The organism is Bacillus sp. Pc3 (assembly GCF_000815145.1).
Lineage (GTDB): Bacteria > Bacillota > Bacilli > Bacillales > Bacillaceae > Bacillus > Bacillus velezensis.
The window spans coordinates 3,389,761-3,415,755 of record NZ_CP010406.1 but is presented as its reverse complement, the minus strand read 5'-3'; the positions used below and the strand labels follow the sequence as shown (position 1 = coordinate 3,415,755).

Sequence of the window (25,995 nt, the reverse complement as noted above, 5' to 3'; positions counted from 1 at the left end):
GCGTTCACACAGGGACGAGAGCTGTCTCGCGGTACCACCCTGATTACAGGCCGAAAAAGGCCTGTCACCTTTCATCCCGTAACGCAGGACTGCGGCAGCCTTTAACTGCACTCAGGATTAGCTTCGGCCGATCTTCTGCTGAAGCTCCTTTCAGCGTATCGGAGCTTCTCTCTTAAACAGGGCTTCGGCGTACTCATATCCGTCACTCGAGATTCGTATGTATTCTACTCGAAATTATAGACAAGCAGAACCCGAATGTCAATGTTCCGTCCTGATCCGCAAAAAGTGTATGGCCGTCACTTTTAAAACGGCTGCCGCCGGAACAGCGAGAATCATGCCGGGTATGCCCGCGAGCTCTCCTCCGGCAAGGAGCGCCAGCATGATCACGACGGGGTGCATTCTGAGACTGCGCCCGACAATAAGCGGGCTCAAAATGTTTCCTTCTATAAATTGCAGAATAAAAATCGTGACGATTACGATGATCACAGCTTTAGCAGAAATCGCCAGCGAAAGGAGCAGCGCCGGTACAGCGCCGATAAAAGGACCGAAATACGGGATGACATTCGTAATCCCGATGGCAAGGCCCAAAATCAGCGGGTAAGGAAGCCCGAACAGCCAAAATGAAACGCCGGCTATTAGCCCGAGCAAAAAACAAACGAGAAGCTGACCGCGGATGTAATCACCGAGAGAGTCGTCCACATCCCGCAGAAATTCACTCCCCCTTTTTCTCCAGGACTTCGGCGTCAAATACCAGACCGTCTTTTTCATGACGTCTATATCCTTCACCATATAGAACACGAGAAAAGGAATCGTCGCCGCGATCAGGATATAATCAAGCACGAAACGGATGCTTCTGATCGTGCTTTCAATCGTGCCGGCAAGAAACGTTTCTGTCTGCTGAATCATTTTGTCCATTCGATGGTGCATGCCGTCAGGCCAATGATCCGTGTGATTATGCAGATGCTTCAGCATGCTGTTGTAGTTTTTGGCAAGACCGGGAATGCTCTCAGACAGATCCTGCAGCTGTTCAATTAAAACAGGAACCCCTTTATAACCCCCCCAGCCGATTCCGCCGAAAAACAGGCAATAAATCAGAAGCAGGCTTAAAGTTCTAGGCATCCCTTTTCTATGAAGCCATTCAGTAATCGGAAGTAAAAGATAAGCAATAAATACTGCAATGAATATAGGAATAAAGAGAGATTTTATAACAAGCCAAATGGGAGACCATAACATATCGAGCATGCAAAAGACATACACTGTTAACAAAACGAGCAGACATACAGCCGTCCACATTAAGAGCTGCAGCGGTTTTTGAAGCATGACGTTTCACCTCTTGCTTTATCTTTTGACAGAAAGCCGGAATTATTCCCGTTTCATAAACTCCGCCTTATGACACAGACCTCTTGACGGAAACAATTATCAGAAATTACGAAATAATCTAAATAATATTCATAAAAATCTGTATAACTATCGTAATGTGTTAAGGGGTTTTAAAACTGTCCAGTCAATATGACTCATGTTTTTTAAGGAGGTTGGCCATGATTTCATTTCAGGATGTAAATAAGCACTACGGACATTTCCACGTGCTGAAAAACATTAATCTGCACATTAAAAAAGGGGAAGTCGTCGTTATCATCGGACCTTCAGGATCGGGAAAAAGCACGCTTCTCCGCTGCATTAATCAGCTGGAAACAGTTGATGGAGGCGCCTTAACGGTAAACGGCGTCTCCATCCATGACAAGAAAACGGATATAAATAAGGTCCGCCGCAATATCGGCATGGTGTTCCAGCATTTTCATCTGTACCCGCACAAAACCGTTCTGCAAAACATCATGCTCGCACCGATCAAAGTACTTAAGCAATCAAAAGAAGAAGCAAAAGAAACGGCCTTATACTATTTGAAAAAAGTCGGTATACCGGAAAAAGCGGACGCTTATCCTTCACAGCTTTCCGGCGGCCAGCAGCAGCGTGTCGCCATCGCCAGGGGGCTTGCGATGAAGCCCGAAATTATGCTGTTTGATGAACCCACATCTGCGCTTGATCCGGAAATGATCGGGGAAGTGCTGGATGTCATGAAAACACTCGCAAAGGAAGGCATGACCATGGCAGTCGTCACACATGAAATGGGATTCGCAAAAGAAGTGGCGGACCGCATCGTGTTTATCGACGGCGGAGCCATCTTAGAAGAAGCTGCACCGGCTGAATTTTACGAAAGCCCACGTGAAGAGAGGGCGCGTTTATTCTTAAGCCGTATTTTAAATCACTGAAAAGAAACGGAGGAGTGCTTATGTCACGCGTAACAAAATGGCTGTCATTCGGATTGATATCACTGCTGGCCGTCTTTATGCTGGCCGCCTGCGGAGGGAAAGAAACGTCCGGAGATTCAAAAGGAACGGGAAAAGACACGTTAGCCTCTATTAAAGACAGAGACAAAATCATCTTCGGCGTCAAAACCGACACGAGGTTATTCGGGCTGAAAAACCCAAGCTCCGGTGATATTGAAGGCTTCGATATTGATATCTCAAAACAGCTCGCAAAAGATATTCTGGGGGATGAGAAGAAAGCGGAATTTAAAGAAGTGACGTCAAAAACGAGAATTCCGATGCTGCAAAACGGCGATATCGATGCCATCACCGCCACGATGACGATAACGGATGAGCGGAAAAAAGAAGTTGATTTCTCAGATGTTTATTTTGAAGCCGGGCAATCCCTGCTCGTCAAAAAAGGAAGCAGCATCAAAAGCACCGAAGACCTGGGAAAAGGCTCAAAAGTATTGGCGGTAAAAGGCTCTACTTCCTCACAAAACATCAGAGAAAAAGCGCCTGACGCCTCAGTGCTGGAATTTGAAAATTACGCCGAAGCGTTCACTGCGCTTAAAGCGGGACAGGGAGATGCGCTCACAACCGATAATGCGATTTTATACGGCATGGCAGATGAAAATAAACAATATCAGCTGACAGGCGAAACCTTCACCGATGAACCTTACGGAATCGCCGTCAAAAAAGGCCAATCCGGACTCATCAAGGAAATCAACGCCTCTTTGAAAAAAATGAAAGCCGACGGCAGGTACGAAAAAATCTATAAAAAATGGATTAAAGAAGAACCGGCAAAATAGAAAGGACCGCGGGATGAGCAGGCATGCTCATCCCCGTTTTATAAGGAGTGACATAGATGAACTTTTCAATTTTAACGGAAAACTTCGATATGTATATGGACGGTTTCCTGCACACATTGCTTGCGAGCTTCATCGCGCTGGCAGGCAGCTTTGCGCTGGGCGTTCTGATCGCAGTCATGAGAATCACGGCTTTCAAACCCCTTCAATGGATCGGCACTGCGTATGTGGAATTTATCCGCAACATCCCGCTTCTCCTCATCACATTCGTTTTTTATTTCGGACTTCCGAACGCCGGGCTGAGATTGGACGGCTTTCAGGCGGGAACGATTGCGCTGACGATTTACACGTCCGCCTTTATCGCAGAAGCCATCAGAGCCGGAATTCAGACTGTCTCCAAAGGGCAGATGGAAGCGGCCAGATCGTCAGGCTTCACCTACAGTCAGGCGATGAGATACGTCATTCTTCCTCAGGCCGTAAAGATCGTGATTCCCCCGCTCGGAAACCAATTTCTCAACCTTGTCAAAAACTCATCAATACTCGGAGTGGTGGCGGGACTCGATTTGATGTATCAGGCGGATCTCGTTTCCTCAAGCACTCTTGTCGTGTTTGATGTCTATATTTTCGTCGCGCTTTTTTATTTGATAGTAACGATCCCGCTCAGCATCGGGGTTCACTATTTGGAAAGACATCTCGGAAAGAGTTATTAGAGAAGGAGAGTGGAAAACATGGATTTTAGCGGCGCCTATACACCTGACCATCTGCTGTTTTTATGGGATGGCTTTTTGGTCACACTTTATGTTGCGCTGATCTCCATTGTCCTGAGTTTTATTTTCGGGCTTGCCGCCGGCACTTTGCGCTATGCGAAAATTCCTATCGTCTCGGGCATTATAGCGGCCATTGTGGAAACCATCCGCAACCTGCCGCTGTTATTAATCATTTTCTTTACGTTTTTTGCCCTTCCGGAAATCGGGATCAAACTGGAAATTACCGCGGCCGCCATTACGGCGCTGACGATTTTTGAATCGGCCATGCTGTCAGAAATCATCAGAAGCGGTTTGCAATCCGTTGACAAAGGACAGATTGAAGCGGCGCGTTCTTCAGGACTGACGTACACGCAGACTCTTTTTCTCGTCGTCATGCCGCAGGCGCTCAGGCGTATGGTTCCTCCGATTGTGAGCCAGTTTATTTCTTTATTAAAGGATACGTCACTTGCGGTCGTCATCGCTCTGCCCGAACTGATTCATAACGCGCAGATCTTAAACGGACAAAGCGCTGACGGAGGGTATTTTTTCCCGATCTTTCTGCTGGCGGCCCTGATGTATTTCGCGGTCAATTACAGCCTGTCTCTCGCAGCCAGACGGCTGGAAGCGAGACAAACGTAAAAAGGATACTTCCGGAGAAGTATCCTTTTTTCTGCTTAAAACATTTTCATGACTCGTCTTCTCATCCGTTTCATACCTTTTTTATTCAGCATATCGGATTGAGAAGCCATACGATACATAACGGCTCCAGCTCCTAAAGCCAACAGAGAGGTCATTGTTCTGCCCATCGCGCGTATCTCCTTTCAACTTTAAAAATTGATACTGCGTTCGTCTTCAGAAAACAAATCATCAAGACTGCTTAATGTGCCGTCTTCCTCTACTTGATGTGTCGCAATTTTGCCTTTGGCCACCGTCAGCTCAATGAAGCAGCCCCAGCAATAGTATTGGTTTACGCCGATTTTGCCGATATCTTTACTTTTGCAGTTCGGACATACAAGCACAGACTACACCTCTTATCCGTTCAGGACGATGCCTTCTTTCCCCGCTTCAATAAGCGTATCGGCGGCGCGGCGCACTTGGCGTCTGCCGGCCAGATCTGAAAAGAAGCCGTCCGAGAGTTCATATGCTACGATTATGCCCCTGTCCAAACAAAAGTATACATCTTCCAGCAAACCGAACATTTCACCATCAGGCGATTTCACCGGCTGCATCTTAATCTGTTCAAAGGTGAAACAGCTCTTCGGCAAAGGCTGCAAATGAGCATGACCGGCAGCTACGGCTTCTTGATCCATCTCTTTTATATCACTTGCCTCTAAAAAAAGATGACGGTTGTGAAACAGGCGTTTCTGCTCCAGCACGAAACCGAGAAACCGGCCGTCCAGAGAGAAACATACATCCGATATCATCCCGAGACTGCACCCGGTGTTTTCGTCATATACTGTTCGTCCTTCAGCTGCATGGCATGTTCTCAAAGTGTGATCAACCACCTTTTGTTGAACACGTATAGGTTTTGCCAAGAAGCCGGGCAGCATACTTTGAAATGACTTCCACAGGCGAAAACCCGGCGCATGTTTATGCTCCGGGTTTTATTACGCTTTTTCTTCCATAAAGTCAAACGGCGTGATGCCTTCCATTCCGATGTTTGCATCATATACACTGAACGGCAGCTCTTTTTGCAGGGCGGCCAGTTCTGCATCCATCTCTTCAGTCTGCTCTGTGAGCCTGTTTTTAAGCGACGTCTGTCTGACGGTGGCATCATTGTTTTTGACGCCCCATTCAAGCGCTTCTTCTTCTCCGCAAAGAATCAGAAATTTTTTCGCCCTTGTAATGGCGGTATAAAGCAGATTTCTCCTGAGCATTCGATAGTAGCCTTTGACGACAGGCAGGACGACAATCGGGAATTCGCTCCCCTGCGACTTATGAATGGAACAGCAGTACGCGTGGGTAAACTGGCTGAAATCCTTTTTCGTAAAGGTGATTTCATTGCCGTCAAACGAGACGACGACCATGTCTTCTTTTTCCGTATTTTCTTTGGCATAAAAAATGGATACGATTTCGCCGATATCGCCGTTAAACACATTGTTTTCCGGCTGGTTGACAAGCTGTAATATTTTATCGCCCGTCCTGTAGACGACATCACCGAACTTCAGCTCCCGCCTTTTTTCTTTCGGCGGATTCATGATGTCTTGAAGAAGCATATTCAGCTCGTTAATTCCCGCTTTTCCCCTGTACATCGGGGCCAGCACTTGAATATCCCTGGAGGTATACCCCTTTTTTAACGCGTTCGAGACGACCTGATCTACGACTTCTTTAATCTGTGAAGAATTACAGCGGATAAATGAGCGGTCCTTTGTCGGCGCGGTCAGCCCCTTTGGAAGCAGTCCTTTTTTCATATCATGCGCAAGTTCCACAATGGATGATCCTTCAGCCTGACGGTAAATATCTGTCAGGCGCACGGTCGGCAGCACCTCAGAAGCCAAAAGGTCTCTGAGCACCTGCCCCGGTCCTACTGAAGGAAGCTGGTCTTCATCACCGACGACAATGAGCTGAATGTGCTTAGGAAGCGCCTTAAACAAATGGCTGGCGAGCCAGATATCGAGCATACTCGCTTCGTCTATAATGATCAGTTTCCCTTCTATCGGCTGATCTTCATTGTAGGTAAAGCCTTCAGCGCCATTCCAGCCGAGCAGCCTGTGTATCGTAACAGCCGGCAGACCCGTAGATTCGCTCATCCGTTTTGCGGCTCTTCCCGTCGGCGCGGCAAGCAGCACCGGGAACGTCTCGTCTTTTTTATAATCACCGGGGTCAAGCGATACTCCGTGCAGTTCACTGTATAATTCCACGATTCCTTTAATAACGGTCGTTTTCCCCGTCCCGGGTCCTCCGGTCAGTAAAAGCATCGGTGAAGACAGCGCTTTTTGAATGGCATCCTTTTGGCTTGGCGCGTATTGAACATTCATCCGTTCTTCCAGTTCACCGAGTGCAAGCAGAAATTCCGATTCAGGAAATTGATCGGCATACTCCGTTTGAGCCGCAATGTCGAGCACGCGTTTTGCGACATTTTGTTCGGCGTAATACAAGGACGGAAAATAGCAGCGTTCTCCTTCTATGACGATATCCTTACTCTCCCCGAGGGCGATGATGCCGTCAGCCGCATCCATTTCCGTGACGCGGCCGCCTTCAGCTGACTGATTCAGGAGCGTTTGCGTATTGATTATCAGCTGCTTTGTTTCTATGTACGTATGGCCCTCTGAAAGACAGGTCGATTCAATTGTATATAAGATAGCCGCTTTGATCCGCTCCGGGTGGTTTCCTGACAGACCCATTTTTCCGCCCAGCTCGTCAGCTTTCACAAAGCCGATGCCTTCAACGTCTTTTACAAGCTGATAAGGATTTTCCTGAATTTTCTCCAGTGTTTCCGTTTCGTAGGCCTGATATATTTTCATGGATAGCTGGGGCCCGAAACCGTATTGGTTCAGAGAGATCATAATCTGCTCAAGCCCCTGATGCCGCTGCAGCTCTCCGGCAAGCTTATCCGCTTTCTTTTTCGACATTTTCGGCACATCGTAAAGCACCGATGCATCCGTCAGAATTTTATTGAGCGCGCCGTCTCCGAGCTTTTTGACGATTTCTTCCGCCGTTTTTTTTCCGATTCCTTCAAACAGATCACTTGATAAATAGTGAATGATCCCTTCTTTTGTGGTCGGAATTTCTTTTTTAAAGTGTTCAGCCTGAAATTGCAGGCCGAACTTAGGATGCGTGGCGGTTTTTCCGTAAAATGTGTAGGTCTCATCTTCTTGCAGCAGAGGGAAGTAGCCCGTTACGGATACGACCTTGTCTTCGATCGCCTCAGACGTTTCTGCAACCTTGACTTTCAGCACTGTATACAGGTTGGTGTCATTATGATAAATGACCGTATGAATGACGCCTTTTACATACGGCTGTTCTTCGATGTTCAGCTGATCCACGAGCCTTCCCTCCTTTTGTTATGACTGGGTGATAAGCTGTTTCGCATGAAGCGCAAGCATATGATCAGGCTGTATGCCGATTGCGCCTTCCAGCATCTCAAGCGCCTTTTCACGATTTTCTTTGTACGCGTAAGCGACCCCGGCATTATAAAATGCGTCCGCGTGGCTTGGGTCCTGCTCGATCACCGTCTCAAACTGCGCCAGAGCTTCATCCAGCATTTCTTCGTTTGCGAGGCACATTCCGAACTGGAAGCGTGCTTCCGTGTCATTTTCATTTAATTCAACGGCACGCTGCAAATATGGCAGTGCAAGCTTCGGCCGCTCTAATTTAACGAGAACGGTCCCCAGCATATAAAACAAATCTCCGTTTTCCATTCCGGAGCGAAGCGCTTTTTCAAACATATCCTTCGCTTCGGAAAACGATTCTTTCATCACATATACGTTTCCCGCACCGTAATAAGCGGCTGCCGCCGAATTGTCCAATTCAAGCGCTCTGTTATAGAATGCAAGCGCCCGTTCGAGTTCGTTCACAGAAGAAAGCAGATTTGCGAAGTTGATATACGGCACCGGATCTTGGCCGTTTTCCTCAATCGCTTTCGTAAAAGCCTCTGCCGCTTTTTCAAAATCGCCCTCCTGCATGGCGTCAATCCCGATTTTATTATAATCCATTTTTAACTTCCTTTCGCTAAAAAACCCCAACATGCGAGTTGAGGTTTTTTACATGTGTTATACGTACCACAGTTTTGTTCCGTCTTTATAAACGTCATCTATCGTTCCGCCGCCGAGGCACTCTTCTCCGTCATAAAAAACGACGGCTTGTCCCGGCGTAACGGCGCGTACCTGCCCGTCAAAAATGACTTCCGCTTCATCATCACCCGTCATTTTCACCGTTACTTTGTGATCTTCCTGACGGTAGCGGAATTTCGCCGTGCATGTCATTTCGCCGCCGTCCATCAGACCGGGACGCGTCCAGCTGACATTTGTCGCCGTGATCTTGTCAGAATACAGAAGCGGATTATGGAATCCTTGATCAACATACAGAATGTTTTTTTCAAGATCTTTACCGACGGCGAACCACGGCTCGCCGCTTCCGCCGATTCCAAGACCGTGGCGCTGTCCGATAGTATAATACATCAGACCGTCATGACGCCCTTTTACTTCTCCGTCCATTGTCATCATATCGCCCGGCTGAGCGGGGAGATATTGGCTGAGAAACGTTTTGAAGTTGCGTTCGCCGATAAAGCAGATTCCCGTGCTGTCTTTTTTCGCAGCTGTCGCAAGTTCCGCTTCTTTGGCGATTTCCCGCACGCGGCTTTTTTGCAGATCACCGATCGGGAACATGACTTTGCTGAGCTGTTCCTGATTGAGCTGATTCAGAAAATAAGTCTGGTCCTTGTTTTCATCCAGACCGCGGAGCATGCGCACTGTACCTGCGCTTCTGTCCACGCGGGCGTAATGGCCCGTCGCAAGATAATCCGCGCCGAGTGACAGAGCATGATCCAAGAAAGCCTTAAACTTAATTTCTTTATTGCACATGACATCCGGATTGGGGGTTCTTCCGGCTTTATATTCATCAAGGAAATATTGAAATACCTTTTCCCAATATTGCTTCTCAAAATTGACGGCATAATACGGAATTCCGATTTGGTTGCAGACCCGGATGACGTCTTCATAATCTTCCGTCGCCGTGCAAAAACCGTTTTCGTCCGTATCATCCCAGTTTTTCATAAAGATTCCGATTACATCGTAGCCCTGCTCCTTCAGCAGAAGGGCCGCCACGGAAGAGTCCACGCCGCCGGACATGCCGACTACGACTCTTGTATCCTCCGGCCGTTTTTCCATTTGCATTCACTCCATTAAAAACGTAAGTCCGCCGTTTTAAGCAAGCCGTTTAACGACGGCGGCAAGCTTTTCGGCGGCTGTTTCGATTTGTTCCGCCGTATTGCCGAGGCCGAAGCTGAGGCGGATTGACGAAGTCAGCCTGCCGCTCTCACTTCCGAACATGGCTGTAAGCACATGGGACGGAAGAACGGATCCTGCCGTACAAGCAGATCCGCTGGAGACGGCAACGCCTTCCATGTCAAGATTGACCAGCAGCGCTTCCACCGGCACACCGGGAAAGTAAAGGTTTAAAATATGAGGCAGGCATTTCTCGGCATCTCCGTTCACCTCCGCTGTGACGCCGGATTTTTCCAGCGTGCTCATGATAATATTCTTAAACTCCTTATACTTCGCTGTTTTCTCTTCCCTCTCACGGTTTGAAAGGACGACCGCTTCTTTTAAGCCGGCGATGCCCGGTACATTTTCCGTCCCCGCGCGGCGCTTTCGTTCCTGCTCTCCCCCGAGAAGAATCGGTGACAGCTTCACCTCTTGATTTACATATAAAAAGCCTGTCCCTTTAGGTCCGTTAAGCTTGTGACCGGAAACAGACAGCATGTCAATTCTGCTTTTTTTCACGTCAATCGGCATATAACCGAATGCCTGGACGGCATCTGTGTGAAAATAGGCCTGATGCCCGCTTAACAGCTCTCCGATTTCGTCAATCGGCTGAATGGTTCCGACTTCGTTATTGCCATACATGACGGTAACAAGGATTGTATCATCACGGAGCGCTTCTTTCACCTGATTTGCACTGATCTGTCCTGAAGGGCCGGGGATGAGGTATGTCACCTCAAAGCCGTCTTCTTCCAGCTTTTCGCAGGCGTGCAATACAGCATGATGCTCAACAGCGGTCGTAATGATATGCTTTCCTTCATTCTTCCGGGCGGCAGCCGTTCCGAAAATCGCTAAATTATCAGCCTCCGTGCCGCCGCTTGTGAAAATAATTTCCTGTTCTTTCGCACTGATTTCGCGCGCGATGTCCGCTCTCGCTTCATCGACCCATTTCCGGGATTCTCTCCCGAATGAATGAATGCTTGACGGGTTGCCGAAACTGCCGAAGAAATGGGGCTTCATCTCTTCGAGCACACGCTCATCCATCGGGGAAGTCGCGGCGTGATCTAAATAAATCCGTTCCATTGTCTGTACACCTCTGGTTTAAATATAGAACATATAAGCTTCCTGCTCGCCGTCCGTGTAGCTCGCAAGGTCTTCTAACGTCGTGCTGTCCAGCACGTCTTTTACAGCGTCGCGGATGCGGATCCATAACTCCCGCTTGGCAGGCTCTTCATCCTCAAGCACTTCTACCGGGCTGATCGGCCCTTCCAGCACTCTGATAATATCTCCGGCCGTTATCTCTTCAGGCTGGCCCCCGAGCACGTAACCCCCGTAAGCGCCTCTGATGCTTTTTACGAGTCCGGCGTTTCTCAGCGGTGATACAAGCTGTTCCAAGTAATGCTCAGAAAGGCTGTTTGTTTGGGCGATGCTTTTGAGCGACGTCGGACCGTCTCCGTGCTTTTTCGCCAATTCAATCATAATGGTGAGCCCGTATCTTCCCTTTGTCGATATTTTCAATATGAACACCCCAGTCAATTCTAATTGTTAATTTATACAAGTAAATGGATATGAATAATCTGTTTAGTATCTTATAGACCAACTGTTATTATAACATAACTTATCCTAATTTTCATTGAAACACGGGGCCCGCCGCAATTCGCTTTTCTAATCGTCCGTTTTCCGTTACCCTGTATATGTAAGGAGAGATGTTCATGAAACCATTGGCGTATCGGATGCGGCCTGCCAATATCGAAGACATTATCGGCCAGGAACATTTGGTCAAAGAAGATAAAATCATCGGCAGAATGGTGCGTGCAAAGCACTTATCATCCATGATCCTGTACGGACCGCCGGGCATCGGAAAAACGTCCATCGCCACAGCGATCGCAGGATCGACAAGCATCGCATTCAGGAAATTGAATGCCGTCATTCATAATAAAAAAGACATGGAGATTGTCGTACAGGAAGCGAAAATGTCAGGCCAGGTCATTTTAATCCTTGACGAAGTGCACAGGCTTGATAAGGGAAAGCAGGATTTTCTGCTGCCCTATTTAGAAAACGGCATGATTATTTTAATCGGCGCGACGACCGCCAACCCTTATCATGCCATTAACCCGGCCATCAGAAGCCGGACCCAGATATTTGAGCTTGAACCGTTAACACCCGATCTGATCAAGCAGGCATTGGAAAGAGCGCTCACAGATGAACACCGGGGGCTCGGTTCCTACAGCGTTTCGGTGGACGACGACGCGATGGATCATTTCGCGCAAGGGTGCGGAGGAGACGTCCGCTCCGCTTTGAACGCACTTGAGCTTGCCGTACTCTCCACAAAGGAATCAAGCGACGGCACGATCCGGATTACACGGGAGACGGCGGAAGAATGTCTGCAGAAAAAAAGCTATACTCATGATAAAAACGGCGATGCGCATTATGACGTCTTATCTGCCTTCCAAAAATCGATCCGAGGCTCGGACGCAAACGCCGCCCTTCATTATCTGGCCCGTCTGATCGAAGCCGGCGACCTTGAAAGCATATCAAGAAGGCTTCTCGTGATCGCCTATGAAGATATCGGCCTCGCAAGCCCGCAGGCAGGCCCCCGGGTGCTGAGCGCGATTCAGACCGCAGAACGGATCGGCTTTCCGGAAGCGAGAATTCCGCTGGCCAATGCGGTAATCGAATTATGCCTCTCGCCAAAATCAAACTCCGCCATCTCAGCCGTTGATGAGGCGCTCAAAGACATCAGGACGGGTAAAATCGGCGATGTGCCGAAACATTTAAAAGACGCCCACTATAAAGGGGCCCAAGAGCTCGGACGCGGGATCGGCTATCAATATCCTCACGATTTCGAGAACGGATGGGTCGAACAGCAATATTTGCCTGATCCGTTAAAAAACAAGCAATACTATAAACCGAAACAAACGGGGAAATTTGAAGCCGCCATAAAGCAAGTGTATGAAAAACTGATGAAGCAGAAAAAATAACCGGACAAGGACACCCTATGTGTTCTTGTCTTTTTTGATACCGGCCAAAACCTTTCGTGTAAACGGCGGATTCAAATAAAAAAACAGCCTTTCCTGAAGAAGGCTGTTTTTCTTTTTATTTATCTTTAACCCGTTTAATGTCGATGTCCTTTAAGAGCTCCATGACAACATGTCCGCCCATAATCAGACCGGCCACTGACGGAACCCAGGCGTTGGAAGACGGCGGCATTTGCGCTTTGCGGATTTTCGCTTCATCATTCCCGACTTCTTTTCTGACGTCTTCACGGATGACGATCGGGCTTTCATCAGAAAAAATGACCTGTACGCCTTTTTTAATGCCCTCTTTGCGAAGCCTTGTGCGGACGACTTTGGCAATCGGATCGGTATGGGTTTTTGAAATATCAGCAATCTGAAAGCGTGTCGGGTCTGTTTTATTCGCCGCTCCCATGCTTGAAATCAGCGGAACATTCCGTTTCAGACATTCTTTCATCAGATGAATTTTATAATGAATCGTATCCGACGCGTCAATGACGTAATCGAGCGGATGCTCAAAGAACTGCTCATACGTCTCTTCCGTATAAAACATTTTTAAGGCGACGACATCGCAATCCGGATTAATATCCGCGATCCGCGCTTTCATCAAGTCTGTTTTCGGCTGTCCCACCGTCGACAAGAGCGCATGCAGCTGGCGGTTTACGTTTGTAATGTCAACATCATCTTTATCGACAAGCACGATCCGCCCCACTCCGGACCTCGCCAATGCTTCGGCTGCGAATGAACCGACTCCGCCGACGCCGAGAACGGCCACCGTGCTGTTTTTTAACGTGTCCAGCCCTTCTTTTCCAATCGCTAGCTCATTTCTGGAAAACTGATGTAACAAGAACCTCACTCCACATTCTGGTTTTATAAACTCGGCTTGTCAAAAAGCCGCTGGTTTTAGCGCACAAAAAATAAAGTCCCAATTGTGCCGTTGCAGCTTTCCTTCGTTTTGAACCCGCTCTCAGCAGGTGGGTGCCCTTTTTTAAATCTTGTAAGTCCTCTTAACGAATGAAAAGAGGCATGTACGCCATTTAAAAATACGGGCTCCCAAATCAAAAAAATGTTCGGTCAAAACTAGGTGTACAACTAACACATCAGGACTTTATTTAACTTGTCAAAATCATATCACAGCAGATTTTGATTTTCAAGAAACAAACTGCTGATCTTTACTGTTTCACTTTTCTTTTGACAGAAAGGTGAAGTTCTTCAAGCTGGGCGTCGCTCACTTCGCCGGGCGCTTCCGTAAGAAGGCAGCTTGCGCTTGCCGTTTTCGGGAAAGCGATCGTATCTCTTAAGTTTGTGCGGCCTGCAAGAAGCATAACCAACCGGTCTAAGCCGAGCGCGATTCCGCCGTGCGGAGGGGCGCCGTATTCAAAGGCTTCAAGAAGGTATCCGAACTCCTCCTCCGCTTCTTCTTTTGTAAAGCCGAGAAGCCCGAACATTTTTTCCTGAACGTCTTTTTCAAAAATACGGATTGAGCCTCCGCCGAGTTCATAGCCGTTTAAGACAAGGTCGTAAGCCTGCGCTTTCATATCTTCAGGCGCCGTTTCAATCAGGTCAAGATCTTCACGGACAGGCATTGTAAACGGATGGTGAGCCGCATAGAAACGGCCTTCCTCCTCGTCATGCTCCAGTAACGGCCAGTCCACAACCCACAGGAAGTTGAAGAGGCTTTCGTCAATCAGGCCGCGTTCTTTGCCGAGCTTTAAGCGAAGCGCGCCGAGGGATTGGGCCACAACCTCAAACTTATCAGCGCCGAACAGGAGCAGATCGCCTTCAGAAGCATCAAGCGCTTCAGCCAGTTTTGCCTGCTTCTCTTCATCAAAGAATTTCGCAATCGGGCCTTTTACGCCGTCGGCTTCAACTTTCACCCAGGCGAGACCTTTCGCGCCGTAATTTCCGGCAAAAACGCCGAGCGCATCGATATCTTTTCTGGAATAGTCGCCGGCAGCGCCTTTGACATTGATCGCTTTTACAACGCCGCCGTTTGCCACGGCTGATGAGAACACCTTAAATTCAGTATCTTTCACTATGTCTGACACGTCCGTCAGCAGCATGCCGAAGCGGGTGTCAGGCTTGTCGGAACCGTAGCTGTTCATCGCTTCTTCATATGTCATTCGCGGAAGCGGAAGCGGTACTTCAACACCTTTTGTTTCAAGCATGACTTTCGCCATCATCTCTTCCGCCAGAGCCATGATGTCCTCTTGACTCATAAAGGACATTTCGATATCAATCTGCGTAAATTCCGGCTGGCGGTCGGCACGCAAGTCTTCATCGCGGAAGCAGCGGGCCACTTGATAATACCGTTCAAAGCCCGACACCATCAGAAGCTGTTTAAAAATCTGCGGGGATTGCGGAAGGGCGTAAAATTCTCCTTCATGCACCCGGCTCGGCACTAAGTAATCACGGGCGCCTTCGGGAGAGCTTTTTGTTAAAATCGGTGTTTCAATATCAAGAAATCCGTTTTCATCCAAGAAATGGCGGATGGATTTTGTGACTTGGTGGCGCATTTGCAATGTTTGAAACATCGCCGGGCGGCGCAAATCCAAATAGCGGTGTTTTAACCGGACGTCTTCAGAAACCTCAGCCGCCTGGTCACTGATCGGAAACGGAGGCGTTTTCGCCGTACTGAGCACCGTCACCGCTTCAGCTTTGATTTCAATTTTACCGGTTTTCAGGTTGGGATTCACCGTGCCTTCTTCACGGGCAGAAACCGTGCCTTCGATATCAAGCACATATTCGTTTCTGATTGCTTCCGCTGCGGCAAGGGCTTCCTTCGATACGTCAGGGTTGAACACGACTTGCACAATACCCGAGCGGTCGCGCAAATCAATGAAAATCAAGCCGCCGAGATCGCGCCGCTTCTGCACCCACCCTTTCAGTTTGACGGTTTCGCCAATCGCTTTTTCAGTTATCTCGCCACAATAATATGTTCTTCCAAACATAGCGTTCCTCTCCTTCACTGCTTTTGATCTGCCTTTAACACTTGTATCAGCTCGTCTAACACCACTTCACGCTGCTCTCCTGTTTCCGCATCTTTTACATTGATTTTATTTTGGGCAAGCTCATCTTCCCCTAAAATCGCAATAAAACGTGCGCCGAGACGGTCAGCTGTTTTAAATTGGCCCTTCATCTTTTTATTTTCATAATCGATTTCACTTGAGATGCCCGCTTCTCTCAGTTTGTACACGAGGGAAACGGAATAATCCTTCGCTTTTTCTCCGAGCGTCACGATGTAGCAGTCAATCCCCTGATTGACGGGAAGCTCTGTTTTCTCAGCGTCAATGGCTGCCAGCAGACGTTCGATGCTCATCGCAAATCCGATACCCGGCGCTTCAGGTCCGCCGATCTGTTCAACAAGCCCGTCATAGCGGCCCCCGCCGGCAAGGGTTGTAATCGCTCCGAATCCTTCGGCATTGCTCATAATTTCAAAAGCGGTATGGTTATAATAATCAAGCCCTCTGACAAGGTTCGGATCTATTTCGAACGGGATGCCGAGATCGTTTAAGTATTGTTTTACTTTCTCAAAATAGGCGGCTGATTCTTCATTTAAGTAATCAAGAATGGACGGAGCCGTTTTCATCAGTTCATGCTCTCTGTCTTTCTTGCAGTCAAGAATTCTGAGCGGGTTTGTGTGCAGACGCGACTGGCAGTCTGAGCAAAACTCTCCGATGCGCGGTTCAAAATGTTTGACGAGCGCTTCCCGGTAGGATTTGCGGCTGTCCTGGTCACCAAGGCTGTTCAGCACAAGCTTGACATGTTTCAAACCGGCTTTACGGTAAATACTCATCGCAAGCGCAATGACTTCTGCATCCACGGCCGGATCTTTGGAGCCGATCGCTTCAATTCCGAATTGATAGAATTGGCGGAAACGCCCTGTCTGCGGACGTTCGTAACGGAACATCGGTCCGACATAATAAAGCTTCGTCGGCTGCACCGGGTTCGCAAATAATTTATTTTCATTGAACGCGCGGACTGCGGCGGCTGTTCCTTCCGGCCGAAGCGTCAGGCTTCTCCCTTTACGGTCTTCAAACGTGTACATTTCTTTCTGCACGATATCTGTAGACTCACCGACGCCTCTTGCGAACAATTCCGTATGCTCGAAAATCGGCGTGCGGATTTCTTTATATTGATAAGTGCGGCACGTCTCCCTCATAATTTGTTCGACGAACTGCCATCTGTCTGATTCACCCGGCAGTATGTCCTGTGTGCCTCTTGGAATGTGATATGCCATGTTACAGGCCTCCTTAATGTCTTTCTTCAAATAAAAAAACTCCCGCTCCTACTATACATGTATAGTAGGGACGAGAGTTATACCCGTGGTGCCACCCTAGTTGGAATGCCGAAGCATCCCCGCTCTGACCTTTAACGCAGGTTCACGTCCGCTGCCTAATGACTTGACTTGCAAAAGCGTTCAGCAGGGAACCTCCGGAGTGTTGTTTCGAGAAAGATGCAGTGCGGATCCGCTTTCAGCCCGGGACGGTTCCTCTCTTCTCCATGCATTCTGACCTACTCTTCTCCATTATCGGTTCAAAATCGTTATCATGACTTATGTACATCAATTTCTATTATAATAATGGGATTGCACTCCCCTGTCAAGTTTTATTCCGTCTGTTTTTCCTTACGACCGCTTCTTTCGATAAGAGACCGAACTCCGTCGCCGTCTCTTCAAGAAAACCCGCCTTTTCTCTATCGCTCTGATCACTGAAGTGCAGATTTCCTTCCGCATCGTGCAGCGCGCGTCCCATTTTTGGTTGATATTTCATGATTTGCACACCTTTTCGCTGTATTTATGACTAGTATAAACAAACCATTTTATTTTTATTTAACATTCAGCAAGGAAAATACGATATTATACAAGAATGTATTTTAGTTAGTTCAGAAAGGAGGACAGCCATGAAGAAGAGAACTCTTGCTCTTATTTTATGCGGCGTCATCATCACAGCGCTTCTTCCGTCATTCCACACCGCAATCGCCGCAGAGGGAGAAGCGGTCATCGCGACAGACAAGATCAATGTCAGAGGCGGTCCCGGCCTGAGCTATGGAATTAAGGCTGAAGTAAAAAAAGGGGAAAGATACCCGATCGCTAAAGAAGAGGGAGACTGGGTGCAGCTTCAGCTGAGCCCCGGTAAAACCGGATGGGTCGTTTCCTGGCTGATATCAAAAACAGCCGGGGGAGCAGACCATTCATCCGCAACAAGCGGAACGGTCACTTCCACCGATCCTGACCTCCGCATCAGAAAAGGCCCGGGGACATCATATGAAGTCATCGGCAAACTTCCGCAAGGCGCACATGCATCCGTGCTGGACAAGAACAGCGGATGGGTGAACATTTCTTATCAAGGCACAACCGGATGGGTTTCTTCCGAATACGTCACCGCGGACAGCGGCGGATCGGATACGAAAGCCACTTCGGCCCGAAGCGGGTCAAAAAACGGGACTGTCGGCGTTTCTTCATTGAATGTCAGAAGTGCAGCATCACATGATTCAGCGATTATGACTAAATTATCACGCGGAACAAAGGTTTCCATCTTAAGTGAAGACCACGGCTGGCTGAAAATTGAAGCAAACGGGCAAAAAGGCTGGGCAGCAAGCCACTACATCATAAAGGATTCTGACTCATCGGACAGCGCATCCGGCTCGGGAGACGGTTCTGCGGGCTCAGGCTCCTCGAAAAAAGCGTATATTGTTTACGGCGGCACCAACTTAAGGAGCTCGGCCTCGACTTCCGCTTCTATCGTAAAAAGAGCAGATAAAGGCGCAGCCTACCCGATTGTCGGCTCAAGCGGCAAATGGTATGAAGTCCGGCTTGAAAACGGACAAACCGCATATGTGGCAAACTGGGTCGTACAAACGTCAAAAAGCGGTGAGGAAACAGGTGAAGCACCTTCTCCCGACACGTCAGGCGGCAGCGGCTCACTTAAAAACAAAACGATCGTCGTTGATCCCGGACACGGAGGAAAAGACAGCGGAACGATCGGCTACTCCGGAAAGTTTGAGAAAAACGTAACCATTAAAACCGCTAAGCTGCTGGCCCAAAAATTGCGGGCGGCCGGTGCAAACGTGTATATCACCAGACAGGATGATACTTTTATCAGCCTGCAGGCCAGGGTTTCAACCTCTCATTACCGGAATGCGGATGCCTTTATCAGCATTCACTATGACAGCTATGCCGATACGTCAACACGGGGAAGCACGGCTTATTATTACAGTCCGTCTAAGGATCGCCAGCTTGCCTCAGACGTCCATTCTGAAGTAGTGAAGCGTTCCCCTATCCCGGATCGCGGCGTTCTGTTTGGCGATTATTACGTCCTGAGGGAAAATAAACGGCCTGCCATGCTGTATGAGCTCGGCTATCTCAGTCAACCGCAAGAAGAAACAATCATACATAGCGGCTCTTATCAGGAAAAAGTGACAGACGGAATTGAAAGCGGATTGGAACATTATTTTCAATCATAAAAAAAAGCTGCCGAACGGCAGCTTTTTTATTGTTTAGAATCCATAATCAATGTAATCGGCCCGGAATTCGTCAGCTGAACATCCATCATGGCTCCGAATATTCCGGTTTCCACTTTGACTCCTTTTTCCCGAAGGAGTTCGTTCCACTTTTCATAAAGGAGCACAGCCTGATCCGGTTTAGCCGCATTCATAAAATTCGGGCGTCTCCCTTTCTTCGTTTCGCCGTAAAGCGTAAACTGTGAAACGGATAAAATCTCCCCGCCCGTATCCAAAAGCGATAAATTCATCTTGCCGCTTTCATCATCAAAAATCCGAAGATTCACGATTTTATCCGCCAAGTAAGCGGCATCTTCTTCTGTATCTTCATGAGTGATGCCGACAAGCGCCATAATACCGGGTCCGATCCGGCCGGCGACAGCGCCGTCAACCGTCACACTCGCTTCTGTTACACGCTGAACAACTAATTTCATAGCAAGCTCCTTTTAGTTCATTACCCGGCGGACTGAATAGATGTCTCTGATCTGCTTAATCCGCTCGACCACTTTATGCAGATGATTGATGTTTTGAATAAAAATCGCCATATGAATCGTAGCGACTTTATTGCGGTCGGATTTGCCGGAGACAGAGGAGATGTTGGTTTTCGTTTCATTTACGGCTTGGAGCACCTCATTTAAAAGCCCGAGACGGTCATACCCCAAAATCTCAATCTCAACGTTATATTCTTTGCGTCTTTGAACCTGTGATTCATGCTCCCATTCAACGGGGATCAGACGTTCCTGCGCTTCATTCGTTTTGACGTTCGGACAGTCATCCCGGTGAACGGATACACCGCGCCCTTTTGTAATAAAACCGACGATATGGTCGCCCGGCACCGGGTTGCAGCATTTCGACAAGCGGACGAGAAGGTTGTCAATGCCTTTTACGCGCACACCCGCTTCCCGTTTTCTCCCTTGCGGATAATGTTTCGGCTCGGAAGTGACTTCCTGAACGATTTTTTCCTGCTCTTCCTGGTCACGGAGCTTCCGTTCTTTTTCGGTGAGCCTGTTGGCCACCTGAAGAGCGGTAATGCCGTTATATCCGACCGCCGCGTACATATCCTCTTCATTTGAGAAATTGAACTTGTCGGCAACTTTTTGAAGATTTTCGAGTGTTAAAACATCTTTCACTTCAAAATCAAGATTTTTAATTTCTTTCTCGACAAGCTCACGGCCTTTTTCGACGTTTTCTTCACGGCGCTGTTTCTTAAAGAATTGGCGGATTTTGTGTTTCGCCTGGGACGTCTGCGCCAGTTTGACCCAGTCTTGACTCGGACCGTATGAATGCTTGGACGTCAGAATCTCGACGATGTCGCCCGTCCGGAGCTTATGGTCAAGCGTCACCATTTTTCCGTTCACTTTCGCCCCGATTGTTTTGTTGCCGATCTCCGAGTGGATCCTGTAGGAAAAATCAATCGGCACAGAGCCTGACGGCAGTTCAATGACATCGCCTTTTGGCGTAAATACGTATACCATGTCAGAAAACAGATCGATTTTCAGCGATTCCATAAATTCTTCCGCATCGGTAGACTCGTTTTGGAATTCCAGAATTTCACGGAACCAGGACAGTTTTTTCTCAAATGTCGCTTCTTCGTTTGCAGCCTTGCCTTCTTTATATGCCCAGTGTGCGGCCACCCCGTATTCAGCGATCTCATGCATCTCAAACGTTCTGATCTGCACTTCCAGCGGATCGCCTTTAGGCCCGATTACGGTCGTATGCAGCGACTGATACATATTCGGCTTAGGCATCGCAATATAATCTTTGAATCTGCCCGGCATCGGCTTCCAGCACGTGTGAATAATGCCGAGTACGGCGTAGCAGTCTTTAATGCTTCCGACAAGAATACGGACGGCGAGCAGATCATATATTTCATTGAACTGTTTATTTTGCAGCGCCATCTTGCGGTAAATGCTGTAGATGTGCTTCGGACGTCCTGAAAAGTCCGCTTTGATATTCACTTCTTCGACGCGTTTTTTCACTTCATTGACAACCTCTTCGACATAAAGTTCGCGTTCCGCGCGCTTTTTCTTCATAAGGTTGACGATTCTGTAATATTGCTGAGGATTCAAATAACGGAGAGCGGTGTCTTCCAGCTCCCATTTGATTTTAGAAATCCCGAGCCGATGGGCCAGCGGAGCGAAAATTTCCAGCGTCTCATTTGAAATTCTCCGCTGCTTTTCCTGCGGAAGATGCTTTAACGTCCGCATATTGTGAAGGCGATCCGCCAGCTTGATCAATATGACTCTGATATCCTGAGCCATAGCGACAAACATTTTTCGATGGTTTTCCGCCTGCTGCTCCTCTTGAGATTTATACTTAATTTTACCGAGCTTCGTCACGCCGTCGACAAGCATCGCCACTTCTTCAGAAAATGCTTCCTTCAGGTCGTCGAGGGTGACATCCGTGTCCTCTACCACGTCATGCAGAAATCCGCCCGCAATTGTGGAAGGGTCCATTTCCAGATCGACGAGAATGCCCGCCACCTGAATCGGATGAATGATGTACGGCTCACCTGATTTGCGGTACTGTTCGCGATGCGCGTTTTGCGCATACAGGTAAGCTTTCTCAACAAACGCAATCTGCTCCTCCGGCAGATAAGTGCGCGCTTTATCTATTACTTGCTCGGCAGTCAATACTTGTTCGTTCGCCATGGAATCACCTTTTTTAAATGTAAACTGTATTAGTTTATTATCAAGAAAAAAACGAGAGATGTAAAGGGCAGAAGTTCAAAACACCTAAAGAATCTGTCAGGATGATGAAATAATAGGAAAAAAGCACCCTGACACGAGTGCTTTTTTCCATATGCGGTTAATATTTCATTAATGTTAAAATATCGTAATCGTCAAGCTTGTCTCTGCCGTCAAGGTAAGAAAGCTCGATTAAGAACGCAATACCGGCTACGACGCCGCCCAGTTCTTCGACCAGCTTAATCGTTGCTTCGATCGTGCCGCCTGTTGCAAGCAAGTCATCAGTAATCAGCACGCGCTGTCCCGGCAGAATCGCATCTTTATGAATCGTCAGTACGTCTTTTCCGTACTCCAAACCGTAATCGACTTTAATGACCTCACGCGGAAGTTTTCCTTCTTTCCGAACCGGCGCAAAGCCCACTCCGAGAGCGTATGCAACCGGACAGCCGATAATAAAGCCGCGCGCTTCAGGCCCGACAACTAAATCAATTTCTTTTTCTTTTGCATATTCAACAATTTGGTCAGTGGCGTAACGGTATACGTCGCCTTTGTCCATCAATGTCGTAATATCTTTAAATTGTACGCCTTCTTTCGGGTAATCGGGCACAATTGTTACGTATTTTTTAAGATCCATCTGTTCTATGTCCTCCTCGTACTTTCATAAGCTTCTGAACCTTGGTTCATCAGCTTATTCAGCCATTCCTTCAGCTCATGGGCTGCGGAATAATTGAGCTTCTGGTCTAATTCCATCAGCTGCTGTTTTACCTGATAGGTTTGCGAATCTGCCAGGTCGCGTTTTTTCGCGCCGCTCACGACAGACAGCACACCATCTTCTATTTTAACAAAACCGAGATCAAAAAACACCTTTGTCATGAAATTGATTGTGTCAATTGACCATCCTCTGTGTCTCGCAAGCTCTGAACCATGCTTGCCGAAGTCAAAAGCGCCCCTTTTCAAGAGAAATGCGTAAAACCACTTGAAATCATTCCGAGATGGAAATGAGGACAGGAAATGTTCTTCATGATTGATAAAAACAAAATAAATCCGTTCCGGCTTCTTTCCGTCAAGCAAATGCTGCAGGCGATCCGCTGACGGCGGCACATCCAGAAAAACGGCATATTTTCCGTCAAGCTGGAGAGCTTCCGCCTCGGATTCCGATGTGATCCCGGCCAGCTCGCCCGACAGCTCTTTTGCACGGAGCTTCTGAGCGGTTTTTTCGTTAAAGCTGATGAGCACCCGTTTTTCCTTCGGCAGCGCGGTGACCGTGTCTTCCCACGTCCGCTTGCCCCTGATATCAAAAAGCTGCCATTCCGGCACCGCAGCGTCTTTAATCATCAGCTGGGGCTTCTTTCTGTTGTTCCATTCATTAATGGACATCTCGCCGACAATGGAAATCGTTGATCCGGGGACAATTCCGGCTTCAAGCTCTCCTTTGTTAAAGCCGACGCAGTCAAGGACGGCGGAATCACTTTTCACCGTCATTTTCACGTGGTTTTTATTCGCTCCGATCAGGCGCACATCATCAAGCACAGCATTTTTCACCATCACATGCGGTTTAGGGTTAAGCATGCCGAACGGCGACAGCATATTCAATTCTGTAATGCTTTCAACGGTTATGTCTTCTACGCCGCAGACAAGATCAACCTCCTGAACGGGAATAAAATCCTCTTCCGTAAGGGTTTCTTCAGCCATTTGATTCAGCCTGTCCCTTAATTCCGCCACATCTTCAGCCTTCAACGTCATTCCTGCCGCCATCGGATGCCCGCCGAAATGAGGAAGAATGTCTCTGCACTGTGAAAGGCTCGTAAACAGGTTGAAGCCTCTGATGCTTCGCGCCGACCCTTTAGCGATTCCCTGCTCCTCATCTATCCCAAGCACAACAGCGGGCCGGTAAAAACGTTCAGCCAGCTTCGATGCGACAATACCGACGACTCCCGGATTCCAGCCGGCTTTTGCCACTACAATGGCAGACGGGTTTCCGCCTTGCTGCTGAACCATTTCAACAGCCTCTTCGGTCATGGTTTTCACCATTTTCTGCCGCTCTTTATTCAGCCGGTCAATATCCGAAGCCAGTTCCTCCGCTTCAAACTGATCTTCGGTCATCAGCAGATGCACGGCGGGATCGGCCTGTTCTATTCTTCCGACGGCATTGAGCCTCGGCGCGACCTGAAATCCGATCGTTTCCTCATCAGCTTGTCCGATATCTCCGCCGGAAAGCTTAATCAGGGCTTTGAGGCCCGGCCGATTTGTCGTCCGAAGCCTTTCGATTCCGAGTGACGCAATTAATCTGTTTTCATCATGAAGAGGCACCAGATCTGCAACCGTACCGATTGCCGCCAAGTCCAGCATAGCTTCCGGCAAAGAACCCGTAAGCGCGTGGGCAAGCTTAAACGCCACACCGACGCCGGCCAATTCTTTAAACGGATAGCCGCAGCCCGGCTGCTTCGGGTGGATGATCGCAAATACGTCAGGAAGCTCGGGTCCCGGCTCATGGTGGTCGGTAATAATGACGTCTAAGCCCAGCTCTTTTGCGACTTCAGCTTCATGGACGGCGGCGATTCCCGTATCCACTGTAATGATCAGCGAAAATCCCCGCTCTTTTATGGAGCGGAAAGCCTGTTCATTCGGGCCGTAGCCTTCTGTGAAACGGTCGGGAATATAAAAGTCAACGTCCGCCGACAGCTGTCTCAGTGCCGTCAGCATCACCGACGTGCTTGTAACGCCGTCTGCATCGTAATCTCCGTAAATCATAATCGGTTCCCCTTGAGAAACCGCCAGTTTTATCCGATCAACTGCTTCCCGCATTCCCTTTAATTCATACGGGTCATAAAAGTCTGCATCCTTTGTATGTAAAAACAGCCTTGCGCTTTCGGCAGTATCAAAACCTCTTTTTACAAGCAGTGATGCCACAAGAGGTGTTATGTCCAATTGTTCTGTGAGTGATTTGACTTTTTCCTGATCCGGCTGCTGGATTTCCCAGCGCATTTTTGACGCTAACATAAATTCACCCCTCAACCACCCTATTATACTAGAGCGGACTGAGGGGTTTCAAATGTTATTCTGATCCTTTTTTCTCTTCAAGCATTTCTTCCGGCGGCGCGGCTGTTTTTTTGCCGTCCGAATCAGCCGTCAATTCAGCCGTAGATCTGTTTTCTTTCCGCAGGATTTTAATTTCGCGCTTCAGCTTCATCACTTGAAAGATACCGGCTGAAAACACGATCAGCGCTCCCATTAACACAGAGCCTAAAATGACTAAAATCAGCGGCCATTCAGCGGTTCCGAACAGATAATCAACCTCAACCGCCCGCACGTTAATGACAGCAAAGATGGCGACAATCAAAGTAAATAGTAAAGCGAATATAATAGTCCATTGTTTATTCATGCGTCTGCCCCCAATTGTTCATTCTTATCTTTTCCCCCATTTCCCCGGGAGTAAACCCCGGTCTCAGGAAATCCGGGCCGTTAATTGCTCGCGGACCAGCTTTTTCAGTCCGCTTCTTTCTCCCGATATGACGAGGGTGTCCCCTTCTTCAATTACGGTATCAATGCCGGGGCTCAGCTGTTTTTGCCGGTTTTTCTTTACGATCGCAATAATCTGGACGTTGTAATGTTTCTTGATCTCCAAATCTCCGATTGTACGGCTGACAGCCGGTGCATGAGATTCGGCTTTAAACCACTCAATGACGAGGTCATCAAGCGCAACTTCCACAGATTCCAGCGCTTTCGGCTTATACGTCATCCCGCCTAAAATAGCGGAAATCTGCCTCGCCTCTTCGTCGTTAAATTCAACGGATGCCAAGCATTCGTCATGATCATTCTCATCGAAGTAATAGAGCTCTTTTCTGCCGTCATCATGAAGAATAATACTGATTTTATCGTGATTTTTCGTAATGACTTCTACTTTCTGGCCGATGCCCGGAAGCTCCGACTCACGAACGTTCATAAGAACCCTCCTACATGTTTTTACAATGATGATTGATTATGTAAGCGTATGTCATTATAGCAAATGCAGGT

The 25,995-nt window shown here is 48.1% G+C and carries 25 protein-coding genes, 1 other RNA gene and 2 other annotated features; of the genes, 6 read left to right on the top strand and 20 right to left on the bottom strand.

Annotated features, from left to right (window positions below):
• Positions 1 to 7: 7 nt before the first annotated feature.
• Positions 8 to 215, bottom strand: a binding site (T-box leader).
• Between the two features lie 43 nt (positions 216 to 258).
• A complete protein-coding gene (locus SB24_RS16435) occupies positions 259 to 1,320 on the bottom strand; it encodes an AI-2E family transporter (protein WP_033574169.1) in 1,062 nt (353 codons plus the stop codon).
• A gap of 218 nt (positions 1,321 to 1,538) precedes the next feature.
• Here SB24_RS16435 and SB24_RS16430 point away from each other — a divergent pair, with 218 nt between their 5' ends.
• The 4 genes from SB24_RS16430 to SB24_RS16415 are packed head-to-tail and all read left to right on the top strand — an operon-like array spanning position 1,539 to position 4,497.
• Positions 1,539 to 2,267 carry an amino acid ABC transporter ATP-binding protein gene (locus tag SB24_RS16430; protein WP_007408209.1) on the top strand — a complete coding sequence of 243 codons (729 nt, stop codon included), beginning with the start codon at positions 1,539 to 1,541 and terminating at the stop codon, positions 2,265 to 2,267.
• Between the two features lie 20 nt (positions 2,268 to 2,287).
• Entirely contained in the window at positions 2,288 to 3,115 is an 828-nt protein-coding gene (locus SB24_RS16425) for a transporter substrate-binding domain-containing protein (RefSeq protein ID WP_007408208.1), read from the top strand.
• 56 nt (positions 3,116 to 3,171) lie between these two features.
• A complete protein-coding gene (locus SB24_RS16420) occupies positions 3,172 to 3,822 on the top strand; it encodes an amino acid ABC transporter permease (protein WP_015240286.1) in 651 nt (216 codons plus the stop codon).
• Between the two features lie 18 nt (positions 3,823 to 3,840).
• Positions 3,841 to 4,497 (top strand): amino acid ABC transporter permease, encoded by a 657-nt coding sequence (locus SB24_RS16415; RefSeq protein WP_015417903.1) that lies wholly within the window; start codon positions 3,841 to 3,843, stop codon positions 4,495 to 4,497.
• Between the two features lie 35 nt (positions 4,498 to 4,532).
• Here SB24_RS16415 and SB24_RS19750 read toward each other — a convergent pair whose 3' ends face one another.
• From SB24_RS19750 to cymR, 8 genes are all read right to left on the bottom strand, one after another.
• A complete protein-coding gene (locus SB24_RS19750) occupies positions 4,533 to 4,664 on the bottom strand; it encodes a YrzQ family protein (RefSeq protein ID WP_003152741.1) in 132 nt (43 codons plus the stop codon).
• 21 nt (positions 4,665 to 4,685) lie between these two features.
• Entirely contained in the window at positions 4,686 to 4,877 is a 192-nt protein-coding gene (locus SB24_RS16410; RefSeq protein WP_003152738.1) for a hypothetical protein, read from the bottom strand.
• Positions 4,878 to 4,889: 12 nt separating this feature from the next.
• Positions 4,890 to 5,348, bottom strand: a complete 459-nt coding sequence (locus tag SB24_RS16405; protein ID WP_015417904.1) for a PRC-barrel domain-containing protein — start codon at positions 5,346 to 5,348, stop codon at positions 4,890 to 4,892.
• A 117-nt stretch (positions 5,349 to 5,465) separates the two neighbouring features.
• A complete protein-coding gene (gene recD2, locus SB24_RS16400) occupies positions 5,466 to 7,844 on the bottom strand; it encodes an SF1B family DNA helicase RecD2 (RefSeq protein WP_015417905.1) in 2,379 nt (792 codons plus the stop codon).
• An 18-nt stretch (positions 7,845 to 7,862) separates the two neighbouring features.
• Complete coding sequence (locus tag SB24_RS16395; RefSeq protein ID WP_088461189.1) at positions 7,863 to 8,483, bottom strand: tetratricopeptide repeat protein; 621 nt, start codon at positions 8,481 to 8,483, stop codon at positions 7,863 to 7,865.
• 87 nt (positions 8,484 to 8,570) lie between these two features.
• Positions 8,571 to 9,686 carry a tRNA 2-thiouridine(34) synthase MnmA gene (gene mnmA, locus SB24_RS16390; protein WP_012118077.1) on the bottom strand — a complete coding sequence of 372 codons (1,116 nt, stop codon included), beginning with the start codon at positions 9,684 to 9,686 and terminating at the stop codon, positions 8,571 to 8,573.
• Between the two features lie 36 nt (positions 9,687 to 9,722).
• Positions 9,723 to 10,862 (bottom strand): cysteine desulfurase family protein, encoded by a 1,140-nt coding sequence (locus tag SB24_RS16385; protein ID WP_039254379.1) that lies wholly within the window; start codon positions 10,860 to 10,862, stop codon positions 9,723 to 9,725.
• An 18-nt stretch (positions 10,863 to 10,880) separates the two neighbouring features.
• Positions 10,881 to 11,297, bottom strand: coding sequence for a cysteine metabolism transcriptional regulator CymR (gene cymR / locus SB24_RS16380; protein WP_003152730.1), 417 nt, complete (start codon positions 11,295 to 11,297; stop codon positions 10,881 to 10,883).
• Positions 11,298 to 11,491: 194 nt separating this feature from the next.
• Here cymR and SB24_RS16375 point away from each other — a divergent pair, with 194 nt between their 5' ends.
• A complete protein-coding gene (locus SB24_RS16375; protein ID WP_015240288.1) occupies positions 11,492 to 12,760 on the top strand; it encodes a replication-associated recombination protein A in 1,269 nt (422 codons plus the stop codon).
• A 115-nt stretch (positions 12,761 to 12,875) separates the two neighbouring features.
• On the opposite strand, the gene SB24_RS16370 is transcribed toward SB24_RS16375, so the two are convergent.
• The 5 genes from SB24_RS16370 to SB24_RS20250 all read right to left on the bottom strand — a co-directional run bounded on the left by SB24_RS16370 (position 12,876) and on the right by SB24_RS20250 (position 17,565).
• Positions 12,876 to 13,640 (bottom strand): tRNA threonylcarbamoyladenosine dehydratase, encoded by a 765-nt coding sequence (locus SB24_RS16370; RefSeq protein WP_015240289.1) that lies wholly within the window; start codon positions 13,638 to 13,640, stop codon positions 12,876 to 12,878.
• A 71-nt stretch (positions 13,641 to 13,711) separates the two neighbouring features.
• Positions 13,712 to 13,903, bottom strand: a non-coding RNA gene (gene ssrS / locus SB24_RS19745) — 6S RNA.
• A 62-nt stretch (positions 13,904 to 13,965) separates the two neighbouring features.
• On the bottom strand, positions 13,966 to 15,744 hold the full coding sequence (aspS, locus tag SB24_RS16365) for an aspartate--tRNA ligase (RefSeq protein WP_020956140.1): 1,779 nt from the start codon (positions 15,742 to 15,744) through the stop codon (positions 13,966 to 13,968).
• A 14-nt stretch (positions 15,745 to 15,758) separates the two neighbouring features.
• Complete coding sequence (gene hisS / locus SB24_RS16360) at positions 15,759 to 17,033, bottom strand: histidine--tRNA ligase (RefSeq protein ID WP_012118082.1); 1,275 nt, start codon at positions 17,031 to 17,033, stop codon at positions 15,759 to 15,761.
• Positions 17,034 to 17,096: 63 nt separating this feature from the next.
• Positions 17,097 to 17,334, bottom strand: a binding site (T-box leader).
• Positions 17,335 to 17,394: 60 nt separating this feature from the next.
• On the bottom strand, positions 17,395 to 17,565 hold the full coding sequence (locus SB24_RS20250; protein ID WP_099686884.1) for a YrzK family protein: 171 nt from the start codon (positions 17,563 to 17,565) through the stop codon (positions 17,395 to 17,397).
• Positions 17,566 to 17,695: 130 nt separating this feature from the next.
• On the opposite strand from SB24_RS20250, the gene SB24_RS16355 reads away from it, so the two are divergent.
• Complete coding sequence (locus tag SB24_RS16355; RefSeq protein WP_015240291.1) at positions 17,696 to 19,258, top strand: N-acetylmuramoyl-L-alanine amidase family protein; 1,563 nt, start codon at positions 17,696 to 17,698, stop codon at positions 19,256 to 19,258.
• 26 nt (positions 19,259 to 19,284) lie between these two features.
• Here SB24_RS16355 and dtd read toward each other — a convergent pair whose 3' ends face one another.
• The 6 genes from dtd to SB24_RS16325 form a co-directional block, all read right to left on the bottom strand.
• Positions 19,285 to 19,728, bottom strand: coding sequence for a D-aminoacyl-tRNA deacylase (gene dtd, locus SB24_RS16350; protein WP_007408194.1), 444 nt, complete (start codon positions 19,726 to 19,728; stop codon positions 19,285 to 19,287).
• Positions 19,729 to 19,740: 12 nt separating this feature from the next.
• Positions 19,741 to 21,945 carry a GTP diphosphokinase gene (gene relA, locus SB24_RS16345; RefSeq protein WP_003152716.1) on the bottom strand — a complete coding sequence of 735 codons (2,205 nt, stop codon included), beginning with the start codon at positions 21,943 to 21,945 and terminating at the stop codon, positions 19,741 to 19,743.
• 157 nt (positions 21,946 to 22,102) lie between these two features.
• The gene (locus SB24_RS16340; RefSeq protein WP_003152714.1) at positions 22,103 to 22,615 is read right to left on the bottom strand and encodes an adenine phosphoribosyltransferase; all 513 of its coding nucleotides are present in this window, start codon (positions 22,613 to 22,615) and stop codon (positions 22,103 to 22,105) included.
• A gap of 5 nt (positions 22,616 to 22,620) precedes the next feature.
• Complete coding sequence (gene recJ, locus SB24_RS16335) at positions 22,621 to 24,981, bottom strand: single-stranded-DNA-specific exonuclease RecJ (RefSeq protein ID WP_015240292.1); 2,361 nt, start codon at positions 24,979 to 24,981, stop codon at positions 22,621 to 22,623.
• A gap of 55 nt (positions 24,982 to 25,036) precedes the next feature.
• The gene (locus SB24_RS16330; protein WP_039063354.1) at positions 25,037 to 25,363 is read right to left on the bottom strand and encodes a LapA family protein; all 327 of its coding nucleotides are present in this window, start codon (positions 25,361 to 25,363) and stop codon (positions 25,037 to 25,039) included.
• Between the two features lie 63 nt (positions 25,364 to 25,426).
• Positions 25,427 to 25,924 (bottom strand): cation:proton antiporter regulatory subunit, encoded by a 498-nt coding sequence (locus SB24_RS16325; RefSeq protein WP_012118088.1) that lies wholly within the window; start codon positions 25,922 to 25,924, stop codon positions 25,427 to 25,429.
• Positions 25,925 to 25,995 lie beyond the last annotated feature (71 nt).

Excerpts from the sequence above, each read along its gene's own strand:
- SB24_RS16435 (WP_033574169.1), bottom strand. The coding sequence starts at position 1,320 with ATGCTTCAAAAACCGCTGCAGCTCTTAATGTGGACGGCTGTATGTCTG.
- SB24_RS16430 (WP_007408209.1), top strand. The coding sequence starts at position 1,539 with ATGATTTCATTTCAGGATGTAAATAAGCACTACGGACATTTCCACGTG.
- SB24_RS16425 (WP_007408208.1), top strand. The coding sequence starts at position 2,288 with ATGTCACGCGTAACAAAATGGCTGTCATTCGGATTGATATCACTGCTG.
- SB24_RS16420 (WP_015240286.1), top strand. The coding sequence starts at position 3,172 with ATGAACTTTTCAATTTTAACGGAAAACTTCGATATGTATATGGACGGT.
- SB24_RS16415 (WP_015417903.1), top strand. The coding sequence starts at position 3,841 with ATGGATTTTAGCGGCGCCTATACACCTGACCATCTGCTGTTTTTATGG.
- SB24_RS19750 (WP_003152741.1), bottom strand. The coding sequence starts at position 4,664 with ATGGGCAGAACAATGACCTCTCTGTTGGCTTTAGGAGCTGGAGCCGTT.
- SB24_RS16395 (WP_088461189.1), bottom strand. The coding sequence starts at position 8,483 with ATGCAGGAGGGCGATTTTGAAAAAGCGGCAGAGGCTTTTACGAAAGCG.
- mnmA (WP_012118077.1), bottom strand. The coding sequence starts at position 9,686 with ATGGAAAAACGGCCGGAGGATACAAGAGTCGTAGTCGGCATGTCCGGC.
- SB24_RS16385 (WP_039254379.1), bottom strand. The coding sequence starts at position 10,862 with ATGGAACGGATTTATTTAGATCACGCCGCGACTTCCCCGATGGATGAG.
- SB24_RS16375 (WP_015240288.1), top strand. The coding sequence starts at position 11,492 with ATGAAACCATTGGCGTATCGGATGCGGCCTGCCAATATCGAAGACATT.
- aspS (WP_020956140.1), bottom strand. The coding sequence starts at position 15,744 with ATGTTTGGAAGAACATATTATTGTGGCGAGATAACTGAAAAAGCGATT.
- hisS (WP_012118082.1), bottom strand. The coding sequence starts at position 17,033 with ATGGCATATCACATTCCAAGAGGCACACAGGACATACTGCCGGGTGAA.
- SB24_RS20250 (WP_099686884.1), bottom strand. The coding sequence starts at position 17,565 with ATGAAATATCAACCAAAAATGGGACGCGCGCTGCACGATGCGGAAGGA.
- SB24_RS16355 (WP_015240291.1), top strand. The coding sequence starts at position 17,696 with ATGAAGAAGAGAACTCTTGCTCTTATTTTATGCGGCGTCATCATCACA.
- dtd (WP_007408194.1), bottom strand. The coding sequence starts at position 19,728 with ATGAAATTAGTTGTTCAGCGTGTAACAGAAGCGAGTGTGACGGTTGAC.
- relA (WP_003152716.1), bottom strand. The coding sequence starts at position 21,945 with ATGGCGAACGAACAAGTATTGACTGCCGAGCAAGTAATAGATAAAGCG.
- SB24_RS16340 (WP_003152714.1), bottom strand. The coding sequence starts at position 22,615 with ATGGATCTTAAAAAATACGTAACAATTGTGCCCGATTACCCGAAAGAA.
- recJ (WP_015240292.1), bottom strand. The coding sequence starts at position 24,981 with ATGTTAGCGTCAAAAATGCGCTGGGAAATCCAGCAGCCGGATCAGGAA.
- SB24_RS16330 (WP_039063354.1), bottom strand. The coding sequence starts at position 25,363 with ATGAATAAACAATGGACTATTATATTCGCTTTACTATTTACTTTGATT.
- SB24_RS16325 (WP_012118088.1), bottom strand. The coding sequence starts at position 25,924 with ATGAACGTTCGTGAGTCGGAGCTTCCGGGCATCGGCCAGAAAGTAGAA.